This window comes from Pseudomonas sp. G2-4 (genome assembly GCF_030064125.1).
Lineage (GTDB): Bacteria > Pseudomonadota > Gammaproteobacteria > Pseudomonadales > Pseudomonadaceae > Aquipseudomonas.
In genome coordinates, this window is the sequence record NZ_CP125957.1 from 4968649 (window position 1) to 4994626 (window position 25978).

The window sequence follows — 25978 nt, forward strand, 5'->3', positions numbered from 1 at the left end:
CAGGAGTGATCAAATAAATCTGTTCCGAATGGCACTTACTTAACATGTTTTGGGTGTCCATTTTTTCTGACATCTGCCCTTGCTGAACGACGCGGTTTGGTCAGCAAAGGGTAGGCTTGAGGTCTTCGTTTTATCGCTCGCGGCTCGATACGACCAGGCCGATTCCCGACGCGCCTCTGAGCAATCAGCATCAATAAATTCGACAGGCTTACCTCGTCATCGGGGCTGCCATATTGTCGTAGCGCCAGCCATAGTTGAAGGCTGTGTTTGAAGCTCAGTTCGCGAGGCAAGCAGTCCGCTAACAGAGCCGATTGCGCCATGAGCATTCGGATCAGATTGTGCGCCAACAGATAGACCCATAACTCCTTGACTGCCATGCCTGGGGTTTTGCAGCTCAACTTTCCAAATCCTAGCGTAGCTTTGAGATTTCGCAGATCCAGTTCGACATGCCATCGACCCTTGTACAGCGATTTGAGGGCTGTTTTGGGTGTCTGCTTTGGGCAATGCAACGTGGTTACCAAAGTCTTGCCACCCGCCTTCAACTCTCGCACGGTCAGTCTTTCAGGCGCCTGTTCGTAATCGGTTTGACTCATCCACGGCGGTCTTCTTACAGGCTTTTTCAATTCGATCAGGTGATCTTCCGAACCGAGACTCTGACCTAGGCGAAAGTCCGTACTGCGCCGTCGAGCACCGTATTGTTCGAACACGCCATCGATACCTCTTCGTTGCAACTCGCACAGCAAGAAGTATGTAGCGTAGTAAGCGTCGCCCAATAAAATATCGCCTGTTTTCAGCGTGTCGAGCATTGATCTGAGCAGCGTTTGCTCATCGCCTCCCTTGCCTCGGAAACGCCCAAGGGCAGCATCTAAAACGGCGCCGCTGGAGAGGCAAACGATGCCCACCACGCGACACAACGGAAAACCAAGACCGACTTTTTGGCCGCGAGATTGCGGATAGGCGCCCTGATTGGCAGCAGTGTCGGGCATGCTGACCGTCGTACCGTCCACCAGGCGTACAGGCCGTCCCATCCAGCGCCACGACGAGGGTGCGTTATCACTTATTGAAGCACCGGTGTGCCTGACCAGCGTGGAAACCATTTCCACAGGCAGGCGTTTTCTGGCTTTGCAGTAAGCGCCCGTGCGAGTGCTGTTGGGCCTCATGCCGCCACATGATCGTTTAATCGACAAGTCGTTGACGGCGTTCTGGCAGGAACGGTCGGCGCTCATTGCCTGAGCAAGAAACATAGACAACGTTTCAGTCGGCGGAAACAGGCGTTCCCGATGTTCTGGCAGTGCAGACTCGACGCGTTGCAAGAGCTCGGGAGACGTGAGGAGATTAAAAAACGCATAGGCATCACAGTCCGAAGCGTGTCGATGAAAACGTTGCAGTTGATGCTGAAGAATTTCACGTCTACGATCCATTTGGGGCTGTGTCCTTGGTTTGTCGGGGTGTGTTCGCAACTATCACCGTAGACCAAGACCAGCCCTTCTTCATTTTTTGCTTTCAGCTCAAGTGGTTAGCGGTTAAGTAAGTGCCATTCAAATCCGTCCCCTTTTCCCTCCCATGTTGGATCTCTTCCATCGGCACTCCCCATTTTTTGAAGTCAGGAGTTCGACACACCATACACCACTCATGCAATCCTCCTGGTTGCCTTATCCTTGCTTCTATCGCGTCACGGGCTGCCTTGTTTTGCCACAAAACGTCCAACTCTGCCGAAGATAATCCATCGAACCAACGATTGAATTCCCCTCCTCGGACGCTCGGAACCTTGCCATCAGGCAGTAACTGCTCCAAAGCACGAACGGGCTTATCTACTGTTGCTTTTGCTCCAACTAATTCGCCCTAAACGGATCAAACAAAACATTTTTTCTTAAAGACTTCGCTTTAAGTATAAATTTCACCATTAATTTTACCAGCTCAAAAATTGGCGGATTTAAGCTGGCGGCAGCTAACAACTCACCCACAAGTGAGTCAATCTGCGAATCAGAAAACATGTCGTAGTCATCAAAGCTTAAGTTAGAAAGAATTGGAAACTGCTCGACATCCAGCTTAAAGAAAAAATTTGCTACATCTAAAGGAATTCCAACCTTATCAAGACACCCATCCTGCCCAACGGATGCTAAATCTTTATCCCACATAACTAAGTAATACATGCTTTAGAAAGTCCTTCCAGGAAATGTGTTCACCAAATTGCCTTTTGAGTCAGTAATCACGGTCATGAAATTAGTAGACTGCCCTCCTGCTTTAGCATCAACACCTATAGGCCGGCCCATATCAACTGTTCGAATAAAATTACCAGACGTTGGTGATTGGTACGCAGGTGTCTTGACGACCTGTGGAGTTTGCAGAACAACCTTCAATTCATCCTTGGAAATCGTAAATGCCGATTTATTCTCACCCCAAGCGCCACCATGCTTTTTCCACGCGTACTCAAGTCCACTACCTGTGGCGTTAGCAGAGCCCGTTCGGACATTTACTCGCGAGGCAACAACTCCTTTCGCAGCACTGAGGGTGTTATTAGCTTCTGCTGCTGGCACGCCCCCTTTTGCACCAACACGGTACTCCCCAGGATTCTCGACAACCTTCCCATTAAAAGTGGTCGTCCCAGAGCCATACCCCCCCTCAAGCTTTCCGCTATACGCCCCCTCTACACTGGTCCAGTTCATCGGCTTACCAGCCGACGCTTCAGCTTTGGCAATTTTGGCCATATCGGCCATCTTTTCAAGCCCTTCCGCCCCCACCTTGATCCCGGCTTTCGCCAAGGTCAAGCCGCCCTTGGCCGCCGTCCCCACGCCCGTGGCGATGGTGCCGACTTGCCAGACCAGTTCGCCAATATCCTGGCCCAGTTGCACGGCACGGTCGTCGCCGCCGTGTTCCAGGGCGTCTTGAATGCGCACGATTTTGGCGTTGGCGTCATTGACCAGGGCGTCGCCCAGTTTCTGGCGCGCCTCGGGATCGTCGATCAAGGCTTTGATACCTTTGATCCCTTCAACCGGATTGAGGAGGAACTGCGCCAAGCCTTCGACATCGCTCCAACCCGCCTGCGCCAAGCCTTTGCCAATGCCGAATCGGGTCAGTACTTCTTGTTTTTGGTAAATGTACGCCCACTTGGCAACCACCTTAGTTTTGCCCAGCAGGTCAGCCTCGCTGTACTCCTTCTCCGCCTGAACCAATTGCTGAGTCGCCAGCCAGTTGTTGTCCACCGCAGCGCCAGCCGCGCTGTTGGCGGTGGCCGGGTCCAGCGAAGAGCTGGTGGTGGCCAGCCCAGTGACGATGCTGACAATCAGGTTGCGCTTGGCTTCGCGCTGGGCTTCGCTTTCATCGGGGCTGGCTTCGGAGAACAGGCCGGTGAGCAGACTCGACGCCGCCGCGCCTGCCGCCCCACTGCCACAGCTCTGGCTGCTGGCGGCGGCACCCGCGCAGGCGACGATGCCGTGCAGCGCGGCGTGCAGTGGCGAGCCTTCGGTGAGTTTGCCGTCCGCCACCAGGTCGCCGATGTAGCCGGCGCCCTGCTGTTGCACGTAATTGACCACCAGCCCTTGGACGAACGCACCGTTGCCGCCACTGATATTGCCGCTGGCCGCGCCCACCAGGGCGGTGGTGATCTGCCGGTAGGTACCACCCGCGCCCCACTTGTCGGCGATGCCGCTGGCTTCGGCATTGAGGCGCTGAGCACTGCCGAGCAGCGCCAGGCGTTCGGTGTCGGTGAGCTGGGCGTTGGGGTCCAGGGCCGCTGCCTGAGCCTCCTTGGCCTGTTTGCGCTTGTCGTCGACTTCCTTGGCCTTGTTGGCGAGCAAGGTGCTGGCTTCGTTGGCGAACGCCCCGACGATCTCGAAACCGGCACGGATTTCGTCTTCGTCGAAGATCGGCTTGAGCGTGTTGGTGGTGTCGCGGTCACTGGAGACATCGCGGTTGAGGCTGGCGACGGTTTGCTCGCCATTCTTGCCGGTGCGCTTCTGTTGCTCGGCGTCGTTGCTGATGACGATGGTGCCGCCGCTGATGCCGCTGCGGGTGACGCTGCTGGCGTCGTCGCTGGCACTGATGGCAATCGGCATGGTGGCGCTGAGGTCGTTATCGTTCTTCGGCAGGTCGGTGCCAGGGGTTTTCGTGCCGCCGCTGGTGGCGTTGCCCTGCTGGTCCTTGCCGACTTCGCGATAGCCACCCCCGACGCTGACGGTGCTGGCGTCGTACTCGGCCTTGTTCTTGATGTCGCGGCTGGTGAGGCTGGCGGTGACCAGGCGATTCTTGCCGTCCTGCACCGCCTTGTCGCTGCTGGCGATGACGCCGCCAACCAAGTCGGTGTTGCCACCCACGCGAATGTCAAAGCCACCGTCCCCGGCCTTGATACCCGATTGCTCGGTCACGCTGGCGTAGTTGGAATCGATATCCGTGGCACCGAAGCTGCCGCTGGCGCCGCTGACCGTACTCATGCCGTAGCAGAACGGCGGAATGCACAGGCTGATGCCAACGCCCAGGCTCTTCTCATCGACCACGTAGGTGTTGGTGTCTTGCAGGCTTTCGATGTTCAGGTCGCCGCCGATATCGGCCAAGACTTGTTTGCCGCTGGCCACCGCGCCTTTGAGGTTGGTGTCGCCGCCGGAGGCCAGCAGCAGCTGGTTGCCCGCCTGGACGTGGGTATTGGTGTGGGTGAGTCCATCGCCATCCGCCTGGCCGCGACTGCCGGATGCCCCCAGGTCTAGAGTGAAACCGTTGCGGGTGCCGCCCAGGGAAAAGCCGATGCCGATGCTCGCGCTGCTGCCTTTGCTGTCGGTGTCCTGCTTGTCGGTATTGCGAGCAGCGAGCAGATTGATGTCACCGTCCGCCAGCAAGCTGGCGTTGCGTCCGGCCTTGATATCGCTGCCTTGCACGGTGATGTTGCTGGCGGCCCCCGCGCCCGTGGCGCGCAGGCGGATGTCATCGCCGGCGGTCATGGTCGAGCCGGCCGCGCTGTCGCTGGTGTAGGTGGTGGTGCTTTCGTTTTTCTTGGTCCCCAGCGACAGGCTGATGTTGATCCCGCCCGCCGAACCCGGGTCCATCGCCACGGCGGTCGCCGCGTTGTTGGCTGCCAGCACGGCGGTGGCGGCGGCCAGGGCCTTCATGCGCCCGTCGTCGGTTTTCTCCGACGCCTGTTTCATTTGCTGGGACGTCTGGATCGCGCTGATCACCGGGTTGGTCACGGTGAGGGTGAACCCGGTCTGTTTGAACAGGGTTTCACGCTCGCGCTCGCGGGTGTTGCGCGCCTCGACGACGTCGATGGTCTGCGCCGTGACGTCGATGCTGCCTTGCGGGGCCGACACCTGGCTGCCCACCTGGCGGTAGCCCTTGCCCGCTTCGATCAGCACATCGCCGGTGGTCGAACCAACGGTGCTCGCCACTGCCGTGTGCTCGGTGGTGAGGTCCTTGACGCTCTGTTGCTGGGTCCCCAGGGTGACGGCGATGCCACCGCCGCTGAACAGGCCGCTTTTCTTCACGGACTTGTCGTGACGCTCGCTGCTGCTGGCAGTGCCCGCTTCGATGTTGACGTTGTTGTCCGCCACCAGAACAGTCTGGGTGGTGGACACCACGTTGCTGCCCCTCAGGTTGATATCGCGACCGGCCTGCACATAGGTCTGCTCGCCGCTCAGAGTGGAACCTTCGGCGGAGGTCTGGCTGATCGTGTCGCGAGTGGTGGTGGTCTTGCTGGAGAACATCCCGTTGCTGCCTTTGACCTTGTGCGCTTCATCGGCGAACTGGTAGTTCTGGCCGGCGGTCAGGTTGACGTCGCGCTTGGCGTCGGCGAATACCGCGCCTTGCTCGCTGGTGACATGGGCGGCGCGGGCGTTGAGGTCCTGGCCCGCGCTCAAGCGCACGTCGCCCTGCCCTTGGACCTGGGAGCCGACTTCGGTCTGGCTGGCGTCCTTGCGCCAGTTGCTGCTGTTCCAGGTCAGCGCTTGCTCGTGCGCTTCGCCGACGGTGGCCAGGTTGATGTTCTTGCCCGCCTCCAGCAACGTACTGCCGCCCTTGCCGGCATTGACCACCTGGGCCCCGGTGAGGTTGAGGTCGTTGCCGGCGCTCACGCCCATCGTGCCCTGGGCGCCGCTGACGAACAGCCCGGCGACCCGCGACAGGTTGGTGCGGGTGCCTTGATCACTGCTGCTGTCCCGGGTGCTGGAGACGACGTTGATGTCTTGCCCGGCCTTGAGCGACAGGCTGTCCACGGCGCCGATCAGGCCGCCGAGGTTGTTGAGGTTCTCCCGCGCGGTGAGCGAGGCCTTGTCGGCCTGGATCCGGCCGCCGAGGTTTTCGATGTTCTGCGCCGTGATCGCCATGACGCTGCGCCCGGCCAGGCTGCCGCTGTTGATCAGGTCGCCGGCAATGTTCAGGTTCAGTTGTTGCCCGGCGATCAGGGCGCCGGAGCCATTGAGGTCGCCTTCCTGAACCCGTACGTACACTTGCGGCACCAGCACGTTGCGGGTTTCACCGTTGGCGAGGGTGACCTGCTTTTGCACCAGCCAGACGATGTCGCTGGTCAACTGGGCCATCTGCTCGGAGGTCAGGGCCACGCCAGGCACCAATTGCCATTGACTGGCGATGGTAACGGCGTTGTCGATCAGCGCGCGGTACTGCATTTCGTCATTGGCGTAGCCATCGAGAAAGCGGCGACCGGTGAGTTGCGCGACCTGTTCACGAATCAGCTTCTGCTCGTAGAACCCGTCACCCAGGCGTTGCTGGGTCAGTGCCGGGTCGACTTGCAAGCGTTGCAGCATGTAGTCCGAAGACAACCAGGTGCGGTAGCTGGCAAAGCGCGGGTCGGTTTCGATCAGGTAGCCGTTGGTGTTCTGAGGCGTGGTGCTGAACAGGCTGTTGTTCGGCAATTCAAGGGACGGCCCACCGCTGCGAATCTGCTCGGCGACGCCTTTGGTGTTCAGTGTGGTTTGCGCGGCCACCTGAACGATGGGCGCCACTTGATGGGTTCTGCCGACCGGGGCGCTGACCGCCCCCGTGCGAGTGATTTGATCACTGACACTCTGAGTGGCGCGAGCGCTGATCTGGGTGCCGGTACCGTTGCCGGCGGCATTCTGGACAAACACGGTGGGTTGCAGGGAGATGTCCTGAATCAAAGGTGCAGGCGTGTAGGCCGTGACGGCTGTTCCTTGACGATCGCGCCCTTTGCGCTGGATACGATAGAAGTGGCTGGCGGTGCCGCTGTCTGTGGTGGTGCGCTGGCCGGTCAGCTCGGTGTTGGTCAGACTGGCAATGTCGGCCTGCAACAACCCTCCGGCTATGATGCGGCTCTTGTCGTTGAGGACATCACCGGCGCTGATCTGCATCGTGCCGCCGGAAAGAATCTGCGCCGGTGCCGAGGTGGCAATCTGGGTTTCCTGCACCACGCGGGTGTAGTCGTAACGGTTCCAGTTGTCTTGCTGGCCCTCAGGAGTGGTCAGATAAAGGACCTCGTCGTTGTGCAGGGAAATCTGGTCGCCCTGATAGCGGTTCGACGAACCGGTGAGCTGAAACTCCTGCAAGGCAGTGCGGCTGACTTCCACCTGTTGGGTGCTGAAGTGCTCGTTGGTGTTGCGCACGCTCTGCACGTTCAGCGACAGGTCGCCGAGGGCCTCGATGGTCGCACTGGCGTTGGTCAGCAACTGGGCGCGATTCTGGGCTTTGTCGTTGGCGTCCAGCGCTCCGCCGATGGCCAGGTTGCCGGCGCTGAAGATCAGCGCCTGTTCACGGTTGTCCAGGGTACCGGCGCCGATATCCAGCGACTCCCGGGCGGCGATGGTCGCGGCAGTGCCGTTTTCATCACGGTTGGTCAGCGCCGAGGTGGCAATCGCCAGTCGGTCACCGTAAAGGCGTCCGGTGCCCAGATTGCTGAGCGAGAGAGACTGAATACGCACTTGCTGACCATCGATCAGACCTCGGTTGGCCAGGCTGTCATTGACCGTCAGGCGAACCTGGCCGGCGCTGATTTCTGCGCTGGCGGCGTTGTCCAGTGTCTGCGAGCGCACCCGCAGGAGATTGCCTGCCAACAGTTTTCCGCTGTTGTTGAAAGCCCCCTCGGTGCTCAGGTCAACCGTGTTGTTGGCCTGAATCTGCCCGCTCAGCGCCAGGCCGCCTTGCAGCCTGAAAGTCAGGTCGCCCAGACTCAGGGCCCGACCGGAACCGCTGTAATAGGCCGCGTTGAGGGATAACAGACTGCCAGCAAGCAAGGTACCGTCGAGGTTCTGCACCGACTGGCGACGCTGCGCCGGGTCGCGGTCAGTGATGGTCAGGCCGGCCCCTGACGAGATCAGTCCGCCTTGGTTGTCCAGCGTCTGGCTGACCCCAATGGACAGGCCTTCGTCGGCGCGTACAGCACCGGCCTGGTTGCCGAAGGTGTCAACTGCCAGGCTGATGGCACGACCTTCAAGACCCTGATTGACGCCCTGGGTGGCACTGTTGTCGAGCACGCTGGCACTCACATCCAGTGTTCCCGCGCTGCGGAGCAAGCCGCCCTGATTGTTGAGCGCATCACCCAGTATCAGGTCGACATCGCCGAGACCTTGTAGCTGGCCGCCACGGTTATCCAGCCGGGCGCCTTCAACGCTTACGGTTTTCTCACCAATGATCTGGCCGCCGCTGCCGTTGCCCAGCTCGGTGGTCTTTAGAACCAGAGCGCCCTTGGCCCCAAGGAAGCCGCTACTGTTGTTGAAGTTGGCACTGTGGATCTGCACGTCAGCCTGCCCGCTGATGCCTTGGGTGGTGCCCGATTGAATGTTGTTCAGCGCCTGACTGCCGGTGTCGATGAACAGCTTGCCTTTGGCCTGGATCAAGCCCGCCGCGTTGCGCAGTTCACCACTGCGCAGGTCGAGTGTCGCACCGGCATTGAGCGTGCCCTGGCTGTTGTCCATCAGCAGGCCGTGGCTGTTCAGGTCCAGGGCCCGGCCACTGATCACGCCACTCTGGTTATTCAGGCCCTGGGCCGACAGCTCGATATCGCCCAGCGCTTCAAGGCGCCCGCCGCTGTTATTCAGCGCATCCGCCGAGACGCTGACCAGCAGCCCGGACTGCACCGAACCCAGCACACCGTTGGTGTTGTTCAACTGCCCAGCGATGATCTCCATGCGCTGGGTAGCAGCGAGCGTGCCGCCGATATTGTTCAACTGGTCGAACGTCGCATGCAGCTCACCGCCGGCACTCACCGTGCCTTGGGTGTTATCCAGCACCTCGCCGCTGACCTTTGTCGTACCGCTGCCGGCCAGCGTCCCTCCGCCGTTATTGACCTCTTTGTCGGCCGTGACGGTCAACGCACCGTTATCGGTGGCGAGGACTTTGCCGCCCTGGTTGTTCAACGTACCGACCTTCAGGACCACCGCCCCGGGATTGCTGACTTGCCCGGCCTGATTGTCGAAGCGTTCACGGGCAGTGACCTGCAACGGTTGCGCACCGGTCTGGAGAATGCGTCCACGCTGGTTGGACAGGATCGTGGTGTCGAGCGTGATCTGTTGGCCTTGGGTCAGGCCGTCATCGATCACCACGTCGCTGGCCTTGACGCTCAACGTGCCATTGCTCGCCAGGGTGCCTTTGCTGCCGGCCAACTGGTTGGCCTGGATGTCCAGGGTGCCTTTACCCGCGTGTTCGACCTTGCCTTTGCTGTTGTCGAGGCGACTGGCGCCAAGCTTCAGGTTGTCGGCGTTGGAGGCGATGCGCCCGCCGCTGTTGTCGAGTGTGGCGCTGGCTTTGATCGACGAGTCTGCGGTGCCGGTCTGCACCAGTTCACCGCCGACATTGGAAAGATCGCGGGCACTCAATTGCAGGTTGCCGGCGGTGACCTTGGCCGCATCGGTACGCAAGGTCTTGGCCGCCGTGGCGGCCAGCACCTGGGTCGCATCGAGTTGACTGCCACTGAGGTTGGCGTCGCCGGTGCTGGCCGTCACGGTGACGTTGTGCCCCTGGGTCTGGCTGCTGCTCAGGTCCAGCTCATCGGCCTCGACGCTGACATCGCCATCGGCGAGGTTCTGGCCCTGCGCCGTGACCGCCGTGGCCCGCAGCGCGAGGTTGCCACTGTTGCCCAACTTGCCGTCCGCACCGACACCCGCCGCCAGGCTCGAGGCCGTGGTGCTGCGAATGGTTTTGGCGGTCAGTGTCGTGTGGCTCTGGCTGGCAACGGTGCCGCTGTTGTCGATATCACCGACGCTGTCGAGCCTCAGGTCGCCCTTGGCGTAGAGCGTGCCGCTGTTTTCAACGCTGGCAGCATTGATTCGGGTCGCCGTAGCGCTGCTGATAGCGCCCTGATTTTGCAGTTTGCCGTCAGCGCCGATCACCACCTCCCCGGCCATCGCGCCAATCTGCCCAGCATTGCGCACACCGACGCCGGACTCCGTGCCCACCAGCATGATCTTCCCGGCGTACATACCGCCCAGCTTGGCAACGTCGATGGCAACGGTGGGTTTTTCTCCCTCGGTGCCGGGTAGCGGCGTGGCCTGGGTGTTGTCGGCATTGACCTGATTACGTCCGGCGGTGACCTTCAAGTCGTTGGCCCATACCCCGGCGTTGACCTGCACTGAGCGGGCAATCAGATCCGTGTAGTCGGCCTCACGGGCATCCAAGCCTTTGCCTTCGATGTTGATAGCACCACCCTGCACGGTGTAGCCGGTGATGCGACCGTTCTCCAACTGCGCCCGGCCGGTGCTGAGGGTGGCACGGTCAGCGTTGATGAAGCCGCAACCGTTGCAGGTGATGCCGGACGGGTTGGCGATCACCACTTCGGCGCGTTGACCGGCGACTTCGACATAACCGCGTAATTGACTGGGATTGCTGGCATTGACCTCGTTGAGGATGACCCGCGCGCTGCCATTGCCCAACATCGGGTTGCCTTCGATCCAGCCGCCCAGTTTCGTCTGGCTATTGGCGGTACCGTTGTTGAGGATCACGCCACGGCTATCGACATCGAACTGGTTGTAGGTGTTACGCGAGACACCACCGGCGCTCGGGGCCCGGATATTCACCTGTGGAGTACCGTTGGCACTTTCGATCACCATCGGTCGCTGGCCGGCCGGGGCGCCAGGGTCGGCGACAATGGTGCCCGCCCAAGCCGGTGTCACGCTCAGGGACACCAGCCCAATCGCCGTCATCAATGCAAAGCGCAAGGCCCCGAGCGTAGCCGTACAAGCCGGTGCCCCCGTCGTCGGGCCGGAGCCGGTCCCCGGCGCCTTGACCTGGCTGGTGACGTTCTCGGCCACGACCATCAACAGGCCGCGAGCCTTATTGAAAACGATTCGGTACAGATGCTTGTTCATAGCAATTCCATTTGCGGAGCCAGCCCGCGATACCAGTGGTTGGAGTTACGATTCGATCGCCATCGGGTGGGCGGCAAACCAGGCCTTGGCCTGTTCGGGGATAACCCCGATCCCTTGGAATGTCTTGACCCGCAGGCCACGCTCGTCGCCGCGGTGATAGAGGGCACGGGCGCAGCGATTGGTGAAAAGTTGACGTTGCAACAACCGGCTCAATGCCGCCGTGTGGCCAAAAGGAGCGACCCAATCGTTGAGCCAGAGGCGCTCGCCGCTATTCCAGTCGTCCTGCGTCAGCGCCAGCGGCGATTGCTGCAAGTAGCGTTGCTCTGCCGCTTCGTCGAGGTTGAGCCAGGACAGGTAGAACACCGGCTTGCCCTGTTCAGAGCCGAGCACGAACTGACGATGCTTGAGGGCGGGCAATAACAGCGTCGGCAACGTGTGCAACGGCGCATCGCGATGGGCCTTGGAGTGCATCCACAACCAGGTGACGGAGCCAAGCACGGCCGCCTCATTCCAAGGCTCGTCGATCAGGCCGGGGGCGATAATGTCTAGCGTCTCGAACTGCATGGGATCACCTCAGAATGACCAGATGACGGTGAAGGCGCTGGTCACATTGGCCGTCTCGAAGCCGTCGGGCTTCTTCAACGGCGTCCCCAGCGACCAGTCATAGGACAGGCCCTTGTAACCGCCGCGTATACCCACCACGGCCCCTGCCAAGCGTTGGCCGATCAGGAACTCACTGGATTGGCCGCTGACCTCGCCATAGTCGATACCGGTGTAGAGTTCCTGGCCGGTCTGCCCCAAGGACAGGCCGACTTCGTTGCGCAGGGTCCAGCCACGGTCGGCGGAAAGAATGTTTTCACCATCGAAGCCGCGCACGCTGTAGCGCCCGCCAATCGAGAAACGATCCTGGGGCACCAGAGGCGTACGGTTCCATTGCGCGCGCCAGCCACCGATGTAGCGCAGGCGCTGATCGCCAACCTGGAACGGCACCTGCAATTGGGCATCGGCGGTGATGATCTGCGAGCGTGAGGTGCCAGCGTCAAAATCGTCCTCAGGTGCCCTGAGGGAGTCATGGGCACCCGTGCCACGACGATAGGCAGCGCCCAAGTCAAGAATCGAGGGGCCGATGAACTCCCTATGGTTCAGCCCGAACTGCCAACCGGCCATACGCCGTTTCTGATTGCCGATTTCGGTGTCGTCAATGAAATTCTCCGACGAACGCGTCCACAGGCTGCCCCAGGCGGTGGTCTTGCGAACGGCGTCGCGGTACAGCAGGCGTGACAGACGCAGCTCGTTGTTGCGACTCTCGCCGCTGTACTGATAGGTCTGGTTAGCGCCGACAACAGACTGTTCGTAGTTGTATTCGCTGCTGGTGAACCCCAACTGCCAGTAGCCGAACGGCAACGAGTAATGCAGGGTGCGGCCATCGGAGCCACGATGACCAGACTCACCGCCACCCAAGTCATGGTTGACGCTTGCGTAAAACAAATCATTGAGCGATAGCAGGTTGTCCAAGGACAACGACACGTTGCCCTGATATTTGCCCGTGCTCTTGCTGCCCGAATTGTCCACCGACAGGCTCACCCGGGCGGGAAACCGCTGGCTCCAGGCGATCACCACGTCGCTTTCACCGGGTTTGGCGTCGGCGGCACGGGCAGGCGCGATCTTGATGTCGGCTTCGGCCGTCGGCACACGCTTGAAGTTTTCCAGCGCCTGTTCGATGTCGCGCAGGTTAAGCAGATCGCCAGGATTGGCGGGCATCGCGTTCCAGGCATTGGCGCGGGCGCCGGTACCCTCCTCGAAACGAATCTCGCGAATACGCCCCGGCACCAAGGTCAATACCAAAACCCCGCTGTTCAAGTCCTGGGCTTCGGCGAGTACGCGGGTGGTGACGTAACCGGCTTCGATGATCGCGTTCTGCATGCGCTTCATCGTCAAGTTGATCCCACCGCCACCGAGGCAATGGCCGATGGCGGGATCATGCTTGGGGTTGGCGGCGCGCAATGCCCATTGGAATTTTTCCGACGCCTCGCCAATCAAGCGGATGTCGTTGATGGCAAAGCAGGGGCTTTCCTTGGTGGGCAAGCGTTCGGCCCCCTCGGTCATCGGCGCCGTCTGAAGGCGTACGTCCGGCCGAGACTCCAATTGGTCACGCAGAACGCGGTCGCGCTCACGCTGGCGCAGCAACTCCTCTTCAGGCCCGGCGGCCTGTGCAACGCCTCCAGCCGCCGTCCACGTGGCCACCAAAAGAAGCGCGAGACGCATGGCGTACTGTGGGGATGAACGAGTCCCGTCGACAAGACGGCGAGCGGTGCTCGGTTTACGCGTTCGGCTGGGTGCGGCTGGGTGCATGTCACATCCTTGTGGCCTGAATCAAAGACACGCCGGGTGAGGCCGCCGGGGATGGCAGTGGCACCGACTCAGATAAAATAAGAGGTACGTGTCCGCCCGTAGCGAAGGAAAAGTCCTACAACGTACCGAGACGGTCAGATAGCGAAGGGGAGGAGAAGTTTCGCGCGATCGAATCGCTCGTTAACGATTCGGAGAAAAAATGGGGACTCAGTCACAATATTGAGGAAATGGAATGGGTTGAAGTGGCCACGTGAAGCCTGCCCAGCGAGTTCAAGCCATTGATCATTTGCGCGACTGAAAGCACAGAGAAGGAGCCTTGAGTTCGCTGAGTCCCTGGTTGGGAAGGTGGTGTCCCAGGGCAGGTTCGAACGGCCAACCTTCCCCTTAGGAGGGTCAATTTAGACCCAATGGGTACAGCCACAAGCCCAGTATTATTGGGCCTTTTAGTCCCATTGAGTCCGTGAACATCGAGCGGTATAGTGCGTTTTGCTGCCACCCTGCTGTCACGGACGAACCCTTGAAATCCAAAATCACTCAGAAGCTAATTGGCAGCCTAGCCGCCGAGGCGAAAGCATACCGCGTGCATGACACAGTGCAACCCGGCTTCTTCATTCGCGTGCTGCCCAGCGGTCACAAGTCCTACATGGTCACCTGGGGCCGAAACAAGAACGCCACCCTCGGGCGTGTCGGCGTGCTTACCCTTGACCAAGCCCGAACCGAGGCCGCCCAGTACTTAGCCGATGCGCACGCCCACGGCGAACCCCTGGCCATTGCCCAGGGGCGCAAGGGGTCAGCCCTGCCCTCGCTGCGCGATTTCATCGACGACACCTATATGCCGTGGTTCAAGGCTCATCACAAAGGCCACGAGAAGACACAACACACCCTCAGCAATAACTTTGAAGCAATCATGTCCCAGCGCCTGGACGCGATCACCGGGCGAGACCTGGAGCAAATCCGTACCGCCTGGATGCAAGCCGGCAACAAAGCATCGACGGTGAATAGAAAAATGGGCTCGATCAGTGGTGTTTTCAGTCGTGCCGTTGAGTGGGAGTACATCGATACACACCCGCTGGCCAAGCTGAAACAGCTCAAAGTCGATTCAAAGGGGGTGATTCGCTACCTTGCTGCTGACGAGACCAAGCGTCTACGCGACACCCTGGACGCTCGACAGGATGAAATGAGAGTCGAGCGCGAGAGTGCGAACACTTGGCGGACGGACCGCCACAGAGAGCCGATGCCAAGCCTGCTGGAACTGCCCTTCACCGATCACCTGAAACCAATGGTGTTGGTATCGTTGAATACCGGCATGAGGCGCGGAGAGCTGTTCGACCTGAAATGGTCAGCGGTGAACTTCGACACGAAGACAATCACAGTCGCCGGGGCCACCACCAAGACAAGCGATACGCGCCACATCCCGATGAACAAGGAGACTATTGGTGTGCTGGAAGCCTGGAAGAAGCTGGTGAGCAAGTCGCCGTATGTTTTCCCAGGTCAGGGCGGCGGTCGCTTTGAGGACGTCAAAAGCGCCTGGCTCAAGTTGCTTGAGCGGGCGCAGATCGACGGATTCCGCTGGCACGATATGCGGCACGACTTCGCTTCACGCCTGGTAATGGCTGGCGTACCGCTCAACACGGTACGGGATCTGCTAGGGCACGCCGATATCAAGATGACGTTACGCTATGCGCACCTGGCACTAGGAACGAAGGCTGCTGCGGTGGAGCTGATTTAACGGTAAGCCTCTAGATCAGCCAAAAAGTCATCGCCAAAATAATGTTGTATGTCCCCCTCCGTGATCACGGTGCTAAGGCCGCGCCGTGGCCATTCTGACAACTCCACCCCCCTCTCTTTGATCAACGGCCAACACATTTTGATCAAAGGGATGTTCGGGACAAAGTCGCTCAGGACAGTGCTTGCCTTACCGTCTCCAAGCACCATGAAAATTCCGGACGACTTGATCAGCGTCCAAATGCAATTCTCCTCATGATTCAGTGTATGGGGAGAGAGCATACCCAAAGAAGTAATCCTGTCCGCCTCGTCTGGGGACCACGCTAAATCCATCAGCTCATAGAGCGATATCTCATCACCCGCGGGAGTCTTGATGCTCTGCGTTTTCAACGCCTGCATCACCGACCACTCGATCACACCAGTAATCGACCTTTTTTGTTCGCGCGCAAGCAAATCAATCGCAAATCTTATCTTCGGCTCGATCCGGAGAGAAACGTTGACGGTGGGCTGTTCTGCTTTTTTGGGTCTAGCCATTCGTGCGCCTCCTGAATGGCGGGCACTTTGCTGCGACAGCTTTATCCTGTCAATCCCATTGAATGCGGTTGTGTGCCGCAATAGCTTGCATTTAACGCTTTATAATCTTAGTCTTCTCATGCCAGCCCCCTTTTTTCCCAAATACTGGAGAGCAGTAATGAACCAAACAGTCCAAATACCCCCCCTATCTGTAAGTGTTGAAGAGGGTGGCCGCCAGGTCGGCTGCTCCCGTTCAGCGATGTATGAGCTGATTGCAAAGGGTGAAATCAGAAGCTTCAAAGTGGGCAGGCGCCGCCTGATCCTGATGACCGAACTCAAAGCTTGGATTGAACGCGCTGCAAAGGATGGCGCTAGATGACCATCGAATTTACCGACAACGAACACCTGATGCTCCAGCTAGCCTGCGACACATTCCGGGCTATGCAGGGGATGGATACAAACACCACCGAATATGAACGCCTAAGCAAGCGCTGGGATCAGGAGAAGTCCGCTGCGCTATGGCTTGTGCTGAGCCGTTTTATTGATGAGCCAAGCGTATGAGCATCACCCTAAATCACGCAGTAAGGGATGGTTGCTCAGGGAGGCGCAAAAAAACCAAAGGGAAAGTAATGCGCAGGACTGCGCGAGGGATTGCCAAGGCGGTGCTCGAACACCGCCTTAGCGAAAACACACTGGATAGCACCAACGTGAAGGGCAAACTATGACACGCCATTCTTCAACCGAGCAAGACCGCAAAATGATTGAGGCGCTGAGAAACGGCCCAGTATCAACCATAGAAGCTGCAAAGGACTTGGATATAGTCCAACCGCCAAACACGATCCGCCGCCTCAGGAAAAAGGGTTTTGAGATCCGCACCTATTGGACACATCAGTCTACTGAGCCAGGCAGACCACCTCACAGAGTGGCCAAATACATATTGATGCGTGAAGCTTCCTAAAAAGAGCTGAACAAGCGGGCCTCACTCAGTAGAGGCCTTTTTTATGAGATCCTAAATCGTCGGTCATGCTTATCCGTCCACCGAACATTAAGGAAGAGAATAACTGAATGAGTCAGGGTAATTTTTTTGCAGTTGGGTCTGCTGAGTTCTCAAAGGCTTGTGAATTAGGGCTTCGGCCGGCTGTAGCATTCCTTGTTCTTGCCCGAGGCACCCTGAAAGACCATTCCACAACTGCCTGGAGCGCCCAAGCGGTCTTTAATTATACGGGGATGGCATGGAGGCGAGCATCCGAAGCGATTGATGCACTAATCGACGCGAACCTTGTGGTTGTGACAAAAGCAGGAAAGAAACCCCGCTATAAGCTCTGTAAGCCTAAAGAGACAGCAGATTTCCTTTGGCTACCTAACGAGCTCATTGATGGCGCAGGCAGCGAGGTACCGCCTCTCCGTCGGCTTAGAGAGAGAGGAGAGCTATTCCTCTTCCGTCGATTCATCGAGCTTTATGGCATACAGGACCTGACGGCTGACGGTGGACTACCCCGAACGTTGGTACGCACAAACTATTCACGAGAGAAAATATGCCCAATCGGAACGCTCGTCGCCTACGGGTATAAAGCGGCCGAGACCACATCCACAGCTAAGGGAATTTTCGCCGATTGCAATGGACTAGAAGATGAAGACGGAAATCAGGGTGCATGGACGGTTTTGAACCCTCTTTTAAAGATGGGGCTGATTGAGCAAGCTACCTATATGGTTGAATCATCCGATTATGAATCGGAGCTACTTTACCCTCTGAACGACCTAACGAAAGAAGCCACTTATGGTCTCCTCCCATATTTTGACGCTAATGGAGGGGCAGGCTTCGCAAGCAAGATCGAGAAATTCTTACCGTTGGTAGGCGTAGCAGTCAGAGATTTAAATGACCCATCACTGATAGGTGTTTATCGACTGGTCTATAGACCGAAAACCGCCAAAACCACTGTTTGGTACGCCACCGAACAGGGTCTGACGGAGCGGTTTGTTCAGGGAATGAACCGTTTGCTTGGCCTTGATGTTGATATCAATGGTTTTCAAGGTACTTCAATGGAAATCAATGGGTATCAAGGAGCGGTAAGTGTTGATATCAATGGTAATCAATGAGACGTAAGCACAGCTGCGCACGTTGTGCGCTCGACAAGAGGTCTGCTATGAAATCATGGGAATACGCGTTTGCTCAGATCGGCTCCAAGGACGACCGCAAAACTCGCCCTGCCGGTAATCGCCGAATTTTGCCAGGAGGATGTGTGTTGATTGCCTTTCCTCGAAAGCGAGTAATCAATTCGCGAGCTGACTAATCAATCACATAACGCTGCATGAAGAGTCGAAACAAGCAGAATGCAAAGGGCACCACCCTGTGACGGGGTAGTGCCCTTGATGCTACGAAGGTTTCGTTGCTTATCAGCCCTACTCCAACACCACCGCGCGGTAAGGCTGATCGCCGCCCAGGTCATCCGAGCCGAACAGGGCCTGATTGACGGCCTTCCTACTCTCAAGCAGACGGTCATGCTCATCGTGAGTGCCAATGTCCGCCGCAACCCACTCAGGGAGCTCCTTGCGGCGCCGCATCTCGTTCAGGTGCGTCCACCACCGGGTAGCGTGGCGACGATCTGCCAGGATGAGCTCTACCACTAAGGTTCGTTGCTTCTCGTCGAAGAGGGGCAGGTGTAAGGCGCTAGAGTCGCCTACCTCAGTGCCTACCGAGCCCTCCCCTTCAAGTTCGGACTTATCTTGGCCTTTCAGGGCGTTACTGATATTTTGGTAAAGTCGCATGACGTGTCTCTCAAGGTTGCGTCGTGTGATCGCCAGGCGGCTGTTAGCGCAGCGGCCTGGCACCTCTTCTGAGATGGCCCAAATCTGGACCATCGATTCGATCGGCTAAGGTTTTAGCCGATTACTGCTTGCCCTTCTCGCTGATCCAGCCTGCTGCCCAGCTCAGCGGGTCTTTCGACTCCATCGGTTCCAGTGGCTTTCCTGCTCTTGCTGCCCTAATCCCCTCCTTTGCCGTCTCTTCGTGAATCCAGACCGTTGTCCGTTTGTAGCCTGCAGCCTTCTGCCGTTCGGCGAAGTCCCGCTGCCGATCCGCACCGGTCCTCTTGCCAGCCGCGCTGTTCGAATCTTCCATCCCTCTCACCTGTTAGTGCTGACGCGAAAGGATAATGCCACGCTGTTAGTGCTGACACAAGCGAGCAATGCAAAATATTTGCTGCCCCCAAATCTGGGGGATCTGCCCGGCAGAGATAACACGGGTTTGCGTGGCATCTACCGAAATCCCGGTAGTTTTGCGAGAGGGTCGTAAAAGGGTTCCGTTCCTACAATCAACATCAGCTAGAAAATTCAACGCTATTGCTAATACACAGGAAGGCAAGCGAGTATCGATGCAGAAAAATCGCCAAGACGGAAAGGGAATTGAACATGACGAGGCTTTTGGAAAAACGGTTCGGCGAACTTGAGGTGCAACTCGAAGCCATCGAGGCAACCAAGCGGATGGAGCAAGGCGCTTTGAGTGGAGCCCCATACCCGCACATTAAGGCCGACCTAATTCTTAACTGGACTGTCAAAGCGAAGTCGCTTTTATCCAATGCGTGTGGCGAAAAATCGCTTCACTTGGCCACTTTCATCGAAGCGGAGAAGCCGCGCGCATACTCAAACAACTTCGAAACGCTCCAGCGAGTTAAGGCCGTCTTCCTGGCTGCCAAAGAAGATTATGAAGGTGGCTACCTCAACAGCGTTCGCAACCTGGTGCAGGCAGAAGTGTTCTCCAGCGAACTGGAGCAAGCCGAGGAACTGCTCAAATCAGGGTATGCAACAGCTGCAGCGGTAATCGCAGGTGTTGTCCTTGAGACGACTCTGCGCGATCTGTGTTCTACCCATGAGCTAGAGCACGGTAGTCTAAACAAAATGAACGATGACCTAGCTAAGACAGGCGCATACAACGCCAGCCAGAAAAAGCGGATCACCGCATTGGCTGCCATCCGCAACAGTGCCGCCCATGGTAAGCCAGAGGAGTTCACGGCCGCGGATGTGAGGGGCATGATTGATGACGTGGAGCGCTTTCTCACTACAACGCTTCAGTGATCAATACTCCCCCAACACCTACTCCTGAAGGAACAGAAACTAAATGAAATTAATATTTCCAGAAAGCTTTGATGACCTTAAAGCCAAATTGACAAATGTGGGTGGTGAATGGGACGAAACACAACCAGGAAAAAAGGTGCTTCGTTTGGATGGCGGAGTGATGAACTGGTTTGAAAGCACTGGCACTGTTCAGTTCCAAGGAAAGCTGGACAAGAAGGAAATTCTAGAGCGCCTTGTTACTGCCGCGTTAGCTCCAGAAAAAGATCTTCCTCCAGCCATTGAATCTCCTCCAGCAGCCATCATTGAACCTAAACCTGACCCTTCGGATGACGTAGCATCTCAGCATCTAAAAGGAGTGTTCACGGAGTCCGAAATAATAATAGGTATTGTTAGTGCAGTGGGTACAGAATCAAGCCGTGTAATAAGCCCCCTAAAGGATAGAATTTCGCAATTTGGTTATCATGTTGAAGAGATCAAGATCTCATCTTTACTCACACCTCCCAGCACAAACACGTCAGGAACATCTGAATACTCCCGTATAAAAGGTTTAATGGGTGTTGGCGACAAGCTTAGGGAAACTACAAAAAATAATGCAATCCTGTCATACGGGGCAGCCAAGAGCATAAGAGAGAAACGAGACCCGCGAAACACCAAAAGAGCTTACATTATAAACTCCTTAAAACACCCAGAAGAAGTTGACTTACTACGAAAAGTCTACGGCCAAGGATTCTACCTATTCGGCATTCACTCTGACCCCAAAAGGCGGCTTCATTACCTCATCAACGACAAAGGCTTGACTCAATCAGAAGCGGTTGAACTCACAAAAATTGACGAAGATGAAAACATCACTCATGGGCAAAGAACAAGAGACACTTACCATCTAGCTGATTTTTTTATAAACCTAGGAAAAAATGATGACCAGGTTAAAAATACACTCCAACGCTTCCTAGAGTTGATACTTTCACACCCCTATAAAAATCCGACATTTGATGAGTTCGCTATGTTTATGGCGTTCTCTAGCTCGGTTCGTTCGGGCGATCTATCCCGACAGGTGGGAGCGGTCATAACCAAGGATCGCCAGATAATTGCAACAGGCGCCAATGACTCTCCTAAGTTTGGCGGAGGACTTTATTGGGCTGAGACCGATGAAAATAGCGGTACCGTATCCGATACACCTCAAGGCAAAGATTACACCCGAGGGGAAGATTCCAACAAATCGGAACAGACAGAAATAATAAATGAGATCCTGTCTGAAATAGGCCACCTTAAAAACGACCAAGAAGTATCAGATAACTCTTACAAAGAAATACAATTTATTCTTGAGAAGAGCCGAATCAGAGACCTTACAGAGTTCGGCAGGGTGGTTCACGCGGAAATGGAGGCACTTCTTTCTTGCAGCAGATCTGACATAAGCAGCGCCGCGTCCGATTTATATTGCACAACATTCCCTTGCCACAATTGCGCCAAGCACATTATCGCAGCTGGGGTAAAACGCGTCATATATGTAGAGCCATACCCCAAAAGCAAAGCACTCGAGTTTCATTCAGATTCAGTGGAATTGAATACAACACTTGAGGCATCTAAGACTTCACTCAATGTTATATTCGAGCCATTTACGGGCGTGGGCGCAAGAAGATTCCTTGATTTCTTCTCTATGAATCTTGGCTCTGGAAGCAAACTAAAGAGAAAAAACAAGGATGGAACAGTTATCGACTGGGACAAAAGCAAAGCAAAAACCCGAGTTCCATTACTCCCAATATCATATTTAGATGTTGAAGCCAAAGCTGCTGTTTTTTTTAAATCAGAGACAAGCTCTTAAAAATGCATCCACTCCGCTTTGGAGAGGCCTCTCTCCAAAGCAAAACTCTCTTGCAAATAACTTAAAACACCTAAAAATTTCGTCAACCAAAATTATCTTACCTTCCCATTAACGCTCCCTTTCTCTTCCCGTTACTTTCTTGCCTAACTGAAGACCGTACCTGACAGCAGGCAAGAGCAGGCGGTGCTGTGACAGCAACACCCTCACTCAAATGTGAGCACATCTGCTCACATTGCTAGTGCTCGATATCTAAAGACCAGCGGCCCTTACTCCTAGTTGGATGCTATTGCTCGCTCTACGAACGCTCTTAGGCAGAGGCCGGAGGTGAGGAACTGATCCAGGAACACAACTTGACCGCCCTGCTGATAAGCGGTGTTCAGCGGTCCTTTCTTAGCGTCCAAGGTGAGAACAACCGACTCGAAGGATCGGGAAGCCAATGCTACATCTGCTTCATTAGGATAAAGCCTTGATTTAGCTTTCATGCGCGCACCTAACGTACTCCGCTGCTGCGCCATGAACGCCAACTCCGCCTCGCTTGCGAAGCAGCCCTGATCGAACCCCCCATATCGTTGTTCATCCGGCGGCACAGACTCGTCGTAGAAACCGAATAACGGAACCGTCTTGACGGCTCGCTGGACCGTTGTGTTGATGAAGGTCTTCAGCTCAGCCTTCTCCTCGGGGATTGGTGGTATCTCAAACTCCGCTTCCCGGGTCATGCAAAGACAGTACTGGTTAGCTGGAAACTCTGCGGTTAGATCTATTTGATGGTCGAACAGTAGATTCCAGACATTTGCGTCAATATAAACTCTGATCATGTGCGCGCTCCTCGCGGTCGTTAGATCGCTGTCTTGTCAAAACATTTGGAAAGGACAATGCCCAGCCTAGCCTTAGAATCTTGCCGTGCCGAGTGAGACGTTTCGGTCTAAGTGGGATGGTTTGGTCTCACTGAGACGTTTTGGTCTATCTGGCAGATCTGGGGTCGTTCCGGTGTTATCGGTGCTCAGCCCGAGTATTGCGAGACAGACCATATGAGCCGAATCGGACCGTACGGCCTGACTGGCCGGTAACGCTTCTAACGTTACCTTACCGTTACCTGGCGTGTGTCAAAGCCTGACAGCAGGCCGGAACAGGCACGCGACACGGTGATCCACCACTGGTGGAAGATGCGTCCAAATCTGGACGCATCAAATCCGCGCCACATTTCACATCTTGCAAAACGTGGCTCGGAAACCTCACATACCGAAACGGTAGCTCAGCCCTCCTCGCTCCATCCTCAATCTGAGATCGGACTGAGCCGAAAACTCGGCTATGTATCACTTTGCCTACCTCCGACTTACTGCAACAAAAGTCTCCTTCTCGATTCGCTGCAAACCAACTATTTCAGTCCCGTTTAATCCGGTTGCGTGTATCACCTAGAGTGCACCTAAAAAGCACTGGATAAATGATCAGATCATGCCTAATGTGAGTTTTTGAGCCACTCAAAACTCCATTCGAGGCCGCACCTATGAATACAGCTAAGCCCGCCCGAGGACGCCAGCACAAACCAACTCGCTCTGAAGTTGCTGCCGCCTGGGGCCGCCTTCGCGACGCCGCAGCAGACGGAAGCGTTCAAGCATCCGCCCTTCTGATAGCGCTCGCTGAAAACAAACCGGTCATCGCCATGGAATCGCCCGCCGCATGACTGATCGCGATAAAGCCGGCAAATGGAAGCCCGGACAGTCGGGTAATCCCGGCGGCCGTTCCGGCCAGACGCAAGAGCTGCGCGCCCGACTCGCGGAAGGTGCAGACGCCGTGACAAAGAAGGTTCTAACAGCAGCCAAGAAGGGCGATATGCAGGCTTGCCGCCTAATCCTTGAACGCCTGGTACCGCCAATCAAGCCAACTGCCGAGACAGTGTGCTTCGAACTCGACGACACCGACCTACCCAGCGCAGCCAAATCAATCCTTCGCGCAGTGGCCGCCGGCGAGCTACCGCCAGACCAGGGCAAGGTATTGATCGAAGGGCTAGGCGCTGTTGCCCGGGTCATCGAAGTTGCCGAGCTACAGAAAGCGGTTGAGGAACTCCGCGAACAGATGGAGGGAATGCGGCAATGAGCATTAAGTGGATGCGGGCCGAGCTCAAGCGAATTGCAGAAAAGATCGGCGCCGATGACGAAGAAACAGTGCTCGTTATGTTGACGGTGGTGGACTGCAGGGTTGACGCGGTTGAGGAGGAGATGGACTACCCCAAAACAGTGGGCCACTCCTTCAACTATCCCGTCCTCGGCGTACAGACGGTCATGCACTTCCCACTGTGCACCATGAACAGCTATGACGCGGCCAATCTGGCAGAGGCGTTCATTCTCCACGTCCGAGCAATTGAAAGTCTCCGCCGTCCCGCTCCAGTAGGTGTGATGGATATGCGGCCATTCCCAAGCGCTGGCGCCTGGATCTTCCCGCCATTGGCTGACGGGCAAGACATCAAAAATCACGTCGCCGAACAGTACCGGCTGATCCTCGAGGCCCGCCATGAACATCCGTAGCCAGGTGGCCAAGCTGCGTCAGCAATCCGGGCTCACTCAATTCAGTCGTGACGTGCGAGAGATCAGCGCCCTTATGGACGAGTTGCACGCAGCAGCAACCGGCGGTGACGCCCGGGAGAACTTGTCCCTACTCCAAATCCTGAGCGAAGCCTCAGACCAAAACCGGCCGAACCACGGCCAGACAATCAAAAGGTAACCCCATGAAAATCGGCAAACGATCCGTCCTCAAAGTTGGCTTGGCCAACCTCCATTACTCCGAATACGAACACCACCAGGTAGAGGCAAGAACATTCAACATTCAACGACCTGATGGCACCAAAGGCACCTGGCAGGCCGGTGGCTTGCTGAAGTCTGTTCGCCATTTGCAGGGCTTGTCGCTAGAGGCGTTCAAGGACCTCGGAGAAGAAATCATCTCGATTCGCGAGAACAAGGACCTCAACGCCGCTGCCATTGAGCGCAAGGGCAAAGAGCAGATTGATGGAATCATCCCCGCTCTGATGCCTGCGATGGAGAAGGCGGCAAAAGATATGCTCACGTTGGCCCAAACAGTGGCGAGCGGATTTGCAGCGGTCACGCCTCGCGCTAGCTCGGACGTTGTTGGTTTCCTGGCTGACCAGGAGCTACGAGCCATCGTGCGTAGCCTCAAGCCGGAAGAGCGCCAGCGATTAGTCGCTGAAGCGCGCGCAGGCAGTCACCCTGATGTTGTAGAGGCGGTGCTAAGGGCAAACCCAATGCTCTCCGGACTATCACCAGAGGCGGCTGACAGTCTTTCGCGCGCAGGTATTGCCGCGTCCCGCGCCGAAGACATTGAAGGGCTCAAGCAGATGCTAGCGATCTACGATGACGTGCTGGCCACCGCCTCCAATGCCGGTGTCGCACTGAGCGGTATGGTCGCCAATTCGAATGGGTACACCGGTCGGTTTGAGAAATGGAGGTCGGGCTGCGAAGGCTCCGAGGCGCTTCGGGAATGGCTGGCGAAAATGCCCACTCGCAGCTCCGCGAAAGCGTCTCCTGATCAATCCGAAGCAGGCTAACTACCCATTCGCCTTGGGCTTCCAATCCCTTCGCCCAATCCATAGGAGGCCGCATGGCCGCTACAGCAATCGAATACGCCCCGCTCACCACCATCAAACTGTACGGGCAGCTACGGCAGTTCGGTAAGTCCTACCAGTTCTCCGTCCGAACGCCGGCCGAGGCCATCAAAGCACTGTCAGTGCAGATCCCTGGGTTTGAAAGGTTTCTGTCTAACGCGAAGTCTCGCGGGCTTGTATTCGCGGTCTTTCGAGGCAAGAAAAATATCGGTGAGGGCGAGCTTGGGTTTCAAGGCAAAGGCGACATCATCATTGCCCCTGTAATCGTAGGCAGCAAACGCTCGGGAGTTCTGCAAACCGTCATCGGCGCCGTGCTGATCGCAGCGTCATTCTTCACGTTCTGGGCGCCTCCAGTATCAGCCGGCCTGTTTGCATCTGGCGTGGGCATGGTCGCAGGCGGCGTCATTCAAATGCTCAGCCCCCAGGCTGGCGGCCTGAAGACCAGCGCCGCTCCAGAAAATACGCCTGGCTACGCCTTCGGCAGCGCGAAGAACACCACGGCATCCGGAAACCCGGTACCGCTGTGTTACGGCAAGCGGCGGGTAGGAGGCGCGATCATCAGTGCCGCGATCTACGCCGAAGACCAGATGTAGGCCAAAACGCCCTACGCCTTGGGCGGCACTAATA

Annotated in this window: 21 protein-coding genes; 12 read left to right on the forward strand and 9 right to left on the reverse strand. The window is 56.9% G+C overall.

Features of this window, described 5'->3' with window-relative positions; translation table 11 throughout:
* Nucleotides 1-35: 35 nt before the first annotated feature.
* The 5 genes from QNH97_RS21670 to QNH97_RS21690 all read right to left on the reverse strand — a co-directional run bounded on the left by QNH97_RS21670 (nucleotide 36) and on the right by QNH97_RS21690 (nucleotide 13523).
* A complete protein-coding gene (locus QNH97_RS21670; RefSeq protein ID WP_283553842.1) occupies nucleotides 36-1421 on the reverse strand; it encodes an IS4 family transposase in 1386 nt (461 codons plus the stop codon).
* Nucleotides 1422-1832: 411 nt separating this feature from the next.
* Entirely contained in the window at nucleotides 1833-2153 is a 321-nt protein-coding gene (locus tag QNH97_RS21675) for a hypothetical protein (protein ID WP_283553843.1), read from the reverse strand.
* 3 nt (nucleotides 2154-2156) lie between these two features.
* Nucleotides 2157-11258, reverse strand: coding sequence for a two-partner secretion domain-containing protein (locus tag QNH97_RS21680; RefSeq protein ID WP_283553844.1), 9102 nt, complete (start codon nucleotides 11256-11258; stop codon nucleotides 2157-2159).
* A gap of 45 nt (nucleotides 11259-11303) precedes the next feature.
* On the reverse strand, nucleotides 11304-11822 hold the full coding sequence (locus QNH97_RS21685) for a toxin-activating lysine-acyltransferase (protein ID WP_283553845.1): 519 nt from the start codon (nucleotides 11820-11822) through the stop codon (nucleotides 11304-11306).
* A 9-nt stretch (nucleotides 11823-11831) separates the two neighbouring features.
* A complete protein-coding gene (locus QNH97_RS21690) occupies nucleotides 11832-13523 on the reverse strand; it encodes a ShlB/FhaC/HecB family hemolysin secretion/activation protein (RefSeq protein ID WP_350356204.1) in 1692 nt (563 codons plus the stop codon).
* Between the two features lie 604 nt (nucleotides 13524-14127).
* Between QNH97_RS21690 and QNH97_RS21695 the strand changes: the two genes are divergently transcribed.
* Nucleotides 14128-15339 (forward strand): site-specific integrase, encoded by a 1212-nt coding sequence (locus QNH97_RS21695; RefSeq protein WP_283553847.1) that lies wholly within the window; start codon nucleotides 14128-14130, stop codon nucleotides 15337-15339.
* Here the strand turns inward: QNH97_RS21695 and QNH97_RS21700 are convergent.
* Nucleotides 15336-15869 carry a hypothetical protein gene (locus tag QNH97_RS21700; protein ID WP_283553848.1) on the reverse strand — a complete coding sequence of 178 codons (534 nt, stop codon included), beginning with the start codon at nucleotides 15867-15869 and terminating at the stop codon, nucleotides 15336-15338. The genes QNH97_RS21695 and QNH97_RS21700 overlap by 4 nt on opposite strands.
* A gap of 157 nt (nucleotides 15870-16026) precedes the next feature.
* Between QNH97_RS21700 and QNH97_RS21705 the strand changes: the two genes are divergently transcribed.
* The 4 genes from QNH97_RS21705 (at nucleotide 16027) to QNH97_RS21720 (ending at nucleotide 17945) form a co-directional block, all read left to right on the forward strand.
* The gene (locus QNH97_RS21705; protein ID WP_283553849.1) at nucleotides 16027-16227 is read left to right on the forward strand and encodes an excisionase family DNA-binding protein; all 201 of its coding nucleotides are present in this window, start codon (nucleotides 16027-16029) and stop codon (nucleotides 16225-16227) included.
* A complete protein-coding gene (locus QNH97_RS21710) occupies nucleotides 16224-16409 on the forward strand; it encodes a hypothetical protein (protein ID WP_186609159.1) in 186 nt (61 codons plus the stop codon). Before QNH97_RS21705 ends, QNH97_RS21710 begins: the two co-directional genes overlap by 4 nt.
* 196 nt (nucleotides 16410-16605) lie before the next feature.
* Nucleotides 16606-16806, forward strand: coding sequence for a helix-turn-helix domain-containing protein (locus QNH97_RS21715; protein WP_223530193.1), 201 nt, complete (start codon nucleotides 16606-16608; stop codon nucleotides 16804-16806).
* A gap of 107 nt (nucleotides 16807-16913) precedes the next feature.
* On the forward strand, nucleotides 16914-17945 hold the full coding sequence (locus QNH97_RS21720) for a hypothetical protein (protein WP_283553850.1): 1032 nt from the start codon (nucleotides 16914-16916) through the stop codon (nucleotides 17943-17945).
* 303 nt (nucleotides 17946-18248) lie between these two features.
* Here the strand turns inward: QNH97_RS21720 and QNH97_RS21725 are convergent, their stop codons facing one another.
* Nucleotides 18249-18473 (reverse strand): hypothetical protein, encoded by a 225-nt coding sequence (locus QNH97_RS21725; protein WP_283553851.1) that lies wholly within the window; start codon nucleotides 18471-18473, stop codon nucleotides 18249-18251.
* A gap of 262 nt (nucleotides 18474-18735) precedes the next feature.
* Nucleotides 18736-18966: a hypothetical protein gene (locus tag QNH97_RS21730; RefSeq protein WP_283553852.1), complete on the reverse strand. Its 231-nt coding sequence runs from the start codon at nucleotides 18964-18966 to the stop codon at nucleotides 18736-18738.
* Nucleotides 18967-19256: 290 nt separating this feature from the next.
* Here QNH97_RS21730 and QNH97_RS21735 point away from each other — a divergent pair, with 290 nt between their 5' ends.
* A complete protein-coding gene (locus QNH97_RS21735) occupies nucleotides 19257-19919 on the forward strand; it encodes a DUF4145 domain-containing protein (RefSeq protein WP_283553853.1) in 663 nt (220 codons plus the stop codon).
* A 43-nt stretch (nucleotides 19920-19962) separates the two neighbouring features.
* The gene (locus QNH97_RS21740; RefSeq protein ID WP_283553854.1) at nucleotides 19963-21738 is read left to right on the forward strand and encodes an anti-phage dCTP deaminase; all 1776 of its coding nucleotides are present in this window, start codon (nucleotides 19963-19965) and stop codon (nucleotides 21736-21738) included.
* A gap of 272 nt (nucleotides 21739-22010) precedes the next feature.
* Here QNH97_RS21740 and QNH97_RS21745 read toward each other — a convergent pair whose 3' ends face one another.
* On the reverse strand, nucleotides 22011-22553 hold the full coding sequence (locus QNH97_RS21745; RefSeq protein ID WP_283553855.1) for a hypothetical protein: 543 nt from the start codon (nucleotides 22551-22553) through the stop codon (nucleotides 22011-22013).
* A gap of 862 nt (nucleotides 22554-23415) precedes the next feature.
* Between QNH97_RS21745 and QNH97_RS21750 the strand changes: the two genes are divergently transcribed.
* The 5 genes from QNH97_RS21750 to QNH97_RS21770 are packed head-to-tail and all read left to right on the forward strand — an operon-like array spanning nucleotide 23416 to nucleotide 25944.
* Complete coding sequence (locus QNH97_RS21750; RefSeq protein WP_283553856.1) at nucleotides 23416-23832, forward strand: DUF5681 domain-containing protein; 417 nt, start codon at nucleotides 23416-23418, stop codon at nucleotides 23830-23832.
* Complete coding sequence (locus QNH97_RS21755; protein WP_283553857.1) at nucleotides 23829-24260, forward strand: hypothetical protein; 432 nt, start codon at nucleotides 23829-23831, stop codon at nucleotides 24258-24260. The genes QNH97_RS21750 and QNH97_RS21755 overlap by 4 nt, the downstream gene beginning before the upstream one ends.
* Nucleotides 24247-24456 (forward strand): hypothetical protein, encoded by a 210-nt coding sequence (locus QNH97_RS21760; protein WP_283553858.1) that lies wholly within the window; start codon nucleotides 24247-24249, stop codon nucleotides 24454-24456. The genes QNH97_RS21755 and QNH97_RS21760 overlap by 14 nt, the downstream gene beginning before the upstream one ends.
* Nucleotides 24457-24460: 4 nt before the next feature.
* Nucleotides 24461-25294 carry a hypothetical protein gene (locus QNH97_RS21765; protein WP_283553859.1) on the forward strand — a complete coding sequence of 278 codons (834 nt, stop codon included), beginning with the start codon at nucleotides 24461-24463 and terminating at the stop codon, nucleotides 25292-25294.
* A 53-nt stretch (nucleotides 25295-25347) separates the two neighbouring features.
* Entirely contained in the window at nucleotides 25348-25944 is a 597-nt protein-coding gene (locus tag QNH97_RS21770) for a tail assembly protein (protein ID WP_065936191.1), read from the forward strand.
* Nucleotides 25945-25978 lie beyond the last annotated feature (34 nt).

Excerpts from the sequence above, each read along its gene's own strand:
- QNH97_RS21770 (WP_065936191.1), top strand. The coding sequence starts at position 25,348 with ATGGCCGCTACAGCAATCGAATACGCCCCGCTCACCACCATCAAACTG.
- QNH97_RS21710 (WP_186609159.1), top strand. The coding sequence starts at position 16,224 with ATGACCATCGAATTTACCGACAACGAACACCTGATGCTCCAGCTAGCC.
- QNH97_RS21715 (WP_223530193.1), top strand. The coding sequence starts at position 16,606 with ATGATTGAGGCGCTGAGAAACGGCCCAGTATCAACCATAGAAGCTGCA.
- QNH97_RS21765 (WP_283553859.1), top strand. The coding sequence starts at position 24,461 with ATGAAAATCGGCAAACGATCCGTCCTCAAAGTTGGCTTGGCCAACCTC.
- QNH97_RS21680 (WP_283553844.1), bottom strand. The coding sequence starts at position 11,258 with ATGAACAAGCATCTGTACCGAATCGTTTTCAATAAGGCTCGCGGCCTG.
- QNH97_RS21690 (WP_350356204.1), bottom strand. The coding sequence starts at position 13,523 with ATGCGTCTCGCGCTTCTTTTGGTGGCCACGTGGACGGCGGCTGGAGGC.
- QNH97_RS21750 (WP_283553856.1), top strand. The coding sequence starts at position 23,416 with ATGACTGATCGCGATAAAGCCGGCAAATGGAAGCCCGGACAGTCGGGT.
- QNH97_RS21760 (WP_283553858.1), top strand. The coding sequence starts at position 24,247 with ATGAACATCCGTAGCCAGGTGGCCAAGCTGCGTCAGCAATCCGGGCTC.
- QNH97_RS21730 (WP_283553852.1), bottom strand. The coding sequence starts at position 18,966 with ATGGAAGATTCGAACAGCGCGGCTGGCAAGAGGACCGGTGCGGATCGG.
- QNH97_RS21740 (WP_283553854.1), top strand. The coding sequence starts at position 19,963 with ATGAAATTAATATTTCCAGAAAGCTTTGATGACCTTAAAGCCAAATTG.
- QNH97_RS21705 (WP_283553849.1), top strand. The coding sequence starts at position 16,027 with ATGAACCAAACAGTCCAAATACCCCCCCTATCTGTAAGTGTTGAAGAG.
- QNH97_RS21670 (WP_283553842.1), bottom strand. The coding sequence starts at position 1,421 with ATGGATCGTAGACGTGAAATTCTTCAGCATCAACTGCAACGTTTTCAT.
- QNH97_RS21685 (WP_283553845.1), bottom strand. The coding sequence starts at position 11,822 with ATGCAGTTCGAGACGCTAGACATTATCGCCCCCGGCCTGATCGACGAG.
- QNH97_RS21735 (WP_283553853.1), top strand. The coding sequence starts at position 19,257 with ATGACGAGGCTTTTGGAAAAACGGTTCGGCGAACTTGAGGTGCAACTC.
- QNH97_RS21745 (WP_283553855.1), bottom strand. The coding sequence starts at position 22,553 with ATGATCAGAGTTTATATTGACGCAAATGTCTGGAATCTACTGTTCGAC.
- QNH97_RS21675 (WP_283553843.1), bottom strand. The coding sequence starts at position 2,153 with ATGTATTACTTAGTTATGTGGGATAAAGATTTAGCATCCGTTGGGCAG.
- QNH97_RS21700 (WP_283553848.1), bottom strand. The coding sequence starts at position 15,869 with ATGGCTAGACCCAAAAAAGCAGAACAGCCCACCGTCAACGTTTCTCTC.
- QNH97_RS21720 (WP_283553850.1), top strand. The coding sequence starts at position 16,914 with ATGAGTCAGGGTAATTTTTTTGCAGTTGGGTCTGCTGAGTTCTCAAAG.
- QNH97_RS21755 (WP_283553857.1), top strand. The coding sequence starts at position 23,829 with ATGAGCATTAAGTGGATGCGGGCCGAGCTCAAGCGAATTGCAGAAAAG.